Genomic DNA, 4,647 nt, shown 5'->3' on the forward strand with positions numbered 1-4,647 from the left:
GCAGGCCCACACGCGGGGTGTGACCGTCGACTGGACGGCCTTCTACGCCGGCAGCGGCGCCCGCCGCGTCGACCTGCCCACGTACGCCTTCCAGCGCGAGCGCTACTGGGTCGACTCCTTCGCCCCGTCGCAGGACGCCGTCTCGCTCGGCATCGAGTCGGCCGGGCACCCCCTGCTCGGTGCGGCCGTCGAACTGCCCGACACCGGCGGGTTCCTGTTCACCGGCCGGCTGTCCCGCCGTACGCACTCCTGGCTGGCCGAGCACGTCGTGGCCGACTCGGCGGTCGTGCCGGGCGCGGCCTTCGTCGAGCTCGCCCTGCGCGCCGGCGAGGAAGCCGGCTGCGGCCACCTGGAGGACCTCCTCCACGAGGCGCCGCTCCTGCTCCCGGAAGACGGGGCCGTCCAGCTCCGGGTGACCGTGGGCGGGACGGACGCGACCGGTCGCCGTACCGTCCAGGTGCACAGCCGCACCGAGGCGGGCGACGGCGACGCGGCGAACGGCGGGACCTGGTCCCGTCACGCCACCGGGCACCTCACCGAAACCGGGGCCGAGACGGAGGGCAGCGGCTCCACCGCCGCCGCCACCGGGCCCTGGCCGCCCACCGACGCCGAAGAGGTGCCGGTCGCGGAGCTGTACGACCGCCTGGCGGCCGCCGGGCTGTACCACGGGACGGCGCTCAGGACCCTCGACCGGGCCTGGGTGCGCGGCGACGAGGTCTTCGCGCAGGCCCGGCTCTCCGACGAACTGCGCTCCTCCGCCGCAGGGTTCGCCCTGCACCCCGCTCTCCTCGACGCGGCGGTGCAGATGCTGGGGGCCGCCACGGCTGGGACCGTCGCCCGCGAGGCCCTCACCTGGCGCGGAGTCCGGCTGCACGCGGCCGGAGCCGACACGCTGCGGCTGCGCGTCACTCCCGGCGCCACGGACACGGTCTCGGCGGAACTGGCCGACGAGCAGGGCGCACCCGTCGCCTCGGTGGAGGCCCTGGTGACCCGGGAGCTCGACGCCGAGCGGTTCGCGGTGGCCGACCGGCAGGGGGCGCACGATGCGCTGTTCCGCCTCGACTGGGTGCGGACGGCCGTGCCGGCCGGGGCGGGCGCCGCGACCCACGTGGTCGTCGGTGACGCCGGCGCCCGCTCGGGCCTCGCCGCCGCACTGGGCGGCGCCGGGGTTCCCGTGGCGGCGTACGAGGACCTCGCCGCACTGGACGAGGCCCTCACCGCCGGACGGCAGGCTCTGCCGGACACCGTGGTCATGCCGTTCACGGCACCCGAAGGCACCGCCCCCGCAGGGGTCGCGGCCCTCGACACGGTGGCGGACGGAGCGCGCGAGGTGACCCACCGGGCACTCGCCGCCCTGCAGGACTGGCTGGGCAACGGCCGCTTCGCCGGTGCGCGCCTCGCCGTCGTCACCCACGGAGCGGTGGCCGCGCACGCGGACACCGAGGCCGGCGACCTCGCCCACACCCCGGTCTGGGGTCTGGTGCGGGCCGCGCAGACCGAACACCCCGACCGGTTCGTGCTCGTCGACCTCGACGGCACGGACGCCTCCGGCCGGGCCCTCGCCGGGGCCCTCGCCTCGGACGAGCCCGAACTGGCCGTGCGCGGCGGGGCGCTGTACGCCCCCCGCCTGGCACGGGTGGCGGCGGCGGACCGTACCGGGGCGGCGACCGGCGCCGACGGGGCGACGGGCCGCATCGACACGAGCGGTACGGTCCTGGTCACCGGGGCTGCCGGAGGGCTCGCCGGCCTCCTGACCCGCCACCTGGTCACCGAACACGGCGTGCGTCACCTGCTGCTCACCGGCCGCAGGGGCGGCGAGAGCGAAGGGGCCGCCGAACTCACGGACACGTTGGTCGCGTTGGGCGCCGAGGTCACCTGGGCGGCCTGCGACGTCGCCGACCGGGAGGCCCTGGCCGCACTTCTGGCCTCCGTCCCGCAGGAGCGGCCGCTGACGGCGGTCGTCCACACGGCGGCGGTCCTGGACGACGGGGTCGTGGACCTGCTCACCCCCGAGCGGGTCGACCGGGTGATGCGGCCCAAGGTCGAAGGGGCCTTGCACCTGCACGAGTTGACGCGTCACCTCGACCTGTCGGCGTTCGTCCTGTTCTCGGCCGCCGCCGGTACCCTCGGCGGCGCCGGCCAGGCCAACTACGGTGCGGCGAACGTCTTCCTCGACGCCCTCGCCCGGCACCGGCGGGCCCGCGGCCTCACCGCCCTGTCCCTGGTGTGGGGCATGTGGGCGGAGGAGCGCGGGATGGCGGGCCGGCTCACCGAGGCGGAACGGGCACGCGCCGCACGCGGCGGTGTCGCACCCCTGTCGGCGGCCGAGGGCCTGGCGCTCTTCGACGCGGCCCTCGCGGCGGCGGACACCGAGCCGGTGCTGCTGCCGGTCGCGGTCGACCTGCCGACCCTGCGGGCCCGGGCGGCGGACGGGGGGATCCTGCCCGTGTTCCGCGGCCTGGTCCGCACCCCGGTCCGCCGACGGCGCCCGACGGCCGTACCGGCCGGGGCGAGCGCGGCCGAGTCGGGAGCGTCCCACGGGGGAGCCGAGCAGACGCAGGCGCAGCGACTGGCCGGGCTGTCCCCCGCCGAGCGGGAACGGACCGTACTGGATCTGGTGCGCGGCCAGGTGGCCGCCGTACTCGGGTACAAGTCGGCCGAACACATCGGGGAGGAGCAGGCGTTCAAGGAGCTGGGCTTCGACTCGCTGACGGCGGTCGAGCTGCGCAACCGGCTCGGCGCGGCCGCCGGGCTCCGGCTGCCCGCCACCTTGATCTACGACTACCCGAACCCGGCCGCGCTCGCCGGGTACCTGCTGGACGAGCTGGCCCCCGAGGGCACGAGCGGACGCAGGCTGTCTGTACTGGAGGACCTCGACCGCCTGGAGGGCACCTTCTCCTCGCTGGACCCGGCGGAACTGGCCGTCGCGGCCGGTGACGACGCGGCCCACGCACGGGTGGCGGTGCGCCTCCAGACCCTCCTGGCCCAGTGGAACGACGCCCGTAGCGCCGCCGACGGCACGGCGGCCGGGGAGATCGAGGACGCCAGCGACGACGAGCTGTTCGCCCTCATCGACAAGAAGTTCGGCCAGGGCTGAACCCCAACCACCCCCAGGCCGTACCGCCGGAACCCCTGTTCCGGCGGTACGGCCCCGGGATCCCCGGAATTCCTCCATATCCTCGGATTCCCCTGAACTCCATTGAATTCCCTTGAGCCCGTCCCCACCACGGTCTCGATCACGCGAACAGGTGAAGCGCCAGTGGCGAACGAAGCAAAGCTCCGCGAATACCTCAAGAAGGTCACGACGGATCTCGACGAGGCGTACGGACGTCTGCGGGACATCGAGAGCCAGGCCCACGAACCCATCGCCATCACGGCCATGAGTTGCCGGTTCCCCGGCGGGGTGCGCTCTCCCGAAGAACTCTGGGACCTGCTGGCCGCCGGCGGCGACGCGCTCACGGAATTCCCCGCGGACCGGGGCTGGGACCTGGACCACCTCTTCTCGGACGACCCCGACGACCAGGGCACCTCGACCACCCGTGAGGGCGGATTCCTCACCGGTGCCTCCACCTTCGACGCCGACTTCTTCGGGATCTCCCCGCGCGAGGCGATGGCGATGGACCCGCAGCAGCGGTTGCTGCTGGAGACCTCGTGGGAGGCGTTCGAGCGGGCGGGCATCGACCCGAACGCCCTGCGCGGCAGCCAGTGCGGCGTGTTCGTCGGCATGAACGGCTCCGACTACCTCACCCCGCTGCTCGAAGCGGCCGAGGACTACGCGGGGCACCTGGGCACCGGCAACGCCTCCAGCGTGCTGTCGGGCCGGCTCTCGTACACCTTCGGTCTGGAGGGGCCGGCCGTCACCGTCGACACGGCCTGCTCGGCGTCGTTGGTCGCCCTGCACCTGGCCGCGCAGGCCCTGCGGGCGGGGGAGTGCTCGCTGGCCGTGGCCGGCGGCGTCCACGTGATGTCCACGCCCGGCCTGTTCGTGGAGTTCAGCAAGCAGCGAGGGCTGTCCACCGACGGCCGCTGCAAGGCCTTCGCGGCCGGCGCCGACGGCTTCGGCCCGGCGGAGGGCGTGGGCGTCCTGCTCCTGGAGCGGCTCTCCGACGCACGGAAGAACGGCCGCCCGGTGCTGGCCGTGATCCGCGGCAGCGCCATCAACCAGGACGGCGCCTCCAACGGCCTGACCGCCCCCAACGGCCCTTCGCAGCAGCGCGTCATCCGGCAGGCCCTCGCCAACGCCCGGCTCTCGACCGATCAGGTCGACGTGGTGGAGGCACACGGTACGGGCACCTCCCTCGGCGACCCGATCGAGGCGCAGGCCCTGCTGGCGACGTACGGGCAGGAGCGGCCGGAGGGGCAGCCGCTGCTCCTGGGGTCCGTGAAGTCGAACATCGGGCACACGCAGGCCGCTGCCGGTGTGGCCGGTGTGATCAAGATGGTGCTGGCGATGCGCCACGGGGTGCTTCCGCAGACCCTGCACGTGGACGCGCCGTCTCCGCACGTGGACTGGGAGTCCGGCGCGGTCGCCCTCCTCACGGAGTCGACGGCATGGCCGGAGACGGACCGTCCGCGTCGTGCGGGTGTGTCGTCGTTCGGGTTCAGCGGGACGAACGCGCATGTGATCGTGGAGCAGGCGCCGGAGCC

The 4,647-nt window shown here is 74.5% G+C and carries 2 protein-coding genes; both read left to right on the forward strand.

Going from position 1 to position 4,647, the window contains the following annotated elements:
* The coding region (locus ABZW32_RS38850; RefSeq protein WP_356225509.1) for an SDR family NAD(P)-dependent oxidoreductase at positions 1-3,097 on the forward strand (3,097 nt) is incomplete at its 5' end.
* Between the two features lie 162 nt (positions 3,098-3,259).
* The coding region (locus ABZW32_RS38855) for a beta-ketoacyl synthase N-terminal-like domain-containing protein (protein ID WP_356225511.1) at positions 3,260-4,647 on the forward strand (1,388 nt) is incomplete at its 3' end.

It is taken from the genome of Streptomyces sp. NPDC004667 (genome assembly GCF_040609475.1).
Taxonomy (GTDB): domain Bacteria; phylum Actinomycetota; class Actinomycetes; order Streptomycetales; family Streptomycetaceae; genus Streptomyces.